This window comes from Bacillus cereus group sp. N21 (genome assembly GCF_016483395.1).
Lineage (GTDB): Bacteria > Bacillota > Bacilli > Bacillales > Bacillaceae_G > Bacillus_A > Bacillus_A pseudomycoides.
The window spans coordinates 1-1,487 of the sequence record NZ_JAEHBX010000188.1 but is presented as its reverse complement, the minus strand read 5'-3'; the positions used below and the strand labels follow the sequence as shown (position 1 = coordinate 1,487).

Sequence of the window (1,487 nt, the reverse complement as noted above, 5' to 3'; positions counted from 1 at the left end):
GTCATACGGACACTTCCTCCTTGAAACCCATTGTAAGGACTTAACTAAGTTGTGTCCATATAACTATACTAACTCTAAATAGTATAAGCAATGTACAGTATAATTTCATCTTTTGTAATCTTGTAGAAATAATGAAAAGAAGAGGGGAAATAACATGAAACGTATAAAAAAAGTAATCCCAGCAGCATTTGTATTAAGTTCAGCTTTATTTGTAGCACCGGGATTTTCTTCTGCGGCTACTGATACTCCTACGAACGTAGGAAACCTTCCAGTAGTAATAAGTTCCCAAGAGGCAAAAGCACCTATGACGGCAGAACAAGTTCAGCAAAATGGTATGGCGCTTCCTTACATTCCTACAGGCCCTTATGAAGAGTTTCCTAATGAATGGCATGTGTCTACAAGCGATGGAGCTTTAATTGATTATGTATATGTAGATGTAGTTGCTAATGAGAATGGAACGAGTATCAACAATGTAATTAGATATAAAGATTACAGAATTTTAAAAGCGGATGGGACTTGGCTTCAAGATGGAGAATCATATAGTAAAACAGCAAATAAAGGAGAGGTATTATATTCAATAGCAATTCCTAAAACTAATCCAGCTGTATCCGATACTAAATTAAAGAAAAACGTGAGTTGGAAATTAATTGATTCAAATGTAATAGATAAAAATTCGGGTTATCATTGGAGTAAATCTGTAACAAGTGGTATTTCTCATAATGTAACTGTAGGGTTATCTTATACAATTGGGATGGAAGTAGGACTTGAAGGAATTGCAACAGTAAATCAATCATTAACTGCAAGTTTCGGTTATGGTATTACATTAAATTCAGAAGAGACAGTTACGAAAACATTTGATTTTAATCCAAAACCTGATTATGCATATGATCAATATAGAACTGCATTATATCAACAAGTAGCTAACTATTCAGTTGCTCCAGGTGCAGGATTACAAAAATGGATGTCTGATTGGGAAAATAATGATCCTACAAATCAAGTGTTTAAATTGCTTGGTAAACCAGCACCATTTAAATACAAAGTAAAAGAAGCAGTTAATTATCCAGTAGATGTTTTAGTTGCTCTTACTTCGAAATAATAAAAAAGCTAGCATTTTGCTAGCTTTTTTATTATTTCACCTATATGGGGTCACAATATCACAGCCATCAACTTAAGAACTGCATTGTTCTCCAAAACAAAAAAATGAGCTGAATTCCCATGGACAACTATGAAGAGATAAAATTTTCGTTTTGGGGATGCTTCAAAATATTAGCTTGATGGGCATGGGGTAGCACCACATCGCTATCAAGCTAAGGTTCTTAAATACCCCCATAACGAAAAAATTACTTCTCTAAGGCTAGTGATTTATAAGAATTCAGCTCGTTATTTGGTTTTATGTAACTACGGATTTCTTGGTTCTGGTGCAAAAACCATTTGATAGAGATATAGAACCTACATGGCCTATTCAATGACAGATTATGATGCAATTT

At 34.0% G+C, this 1,487-nt stretch carries 1 protein-coding gene; it reads left to right on the top strand.

Going from position 1 to position 1,487, the window contains the following annotated elements; genetic code table 11:
• The first annotated feature begins 154 nt into the window (after positions 1-154).
• Positions 155-1,096 (top strand): hypothetical protein, encoded by a 942-nt coding sequence (locus tag JDS96_RS30380; protein WP_199669083.1) that lies wholly within the window; start codon positions 155-157, stop codon positions 1,094-1,096.
• Positions 1,097-1,487: the final 391 nt, after the last annotated feature.

Bases quoted from the DNA above. Each gene is read 5' to 3' on its own strand.
- JDS96_RS30380 (WP_199669083.1), top strand. From the start codon at position 155: ATGAAACGTATAAAAAAAGTAATCCCAGCAGCATTTGTATTAAGTTCA.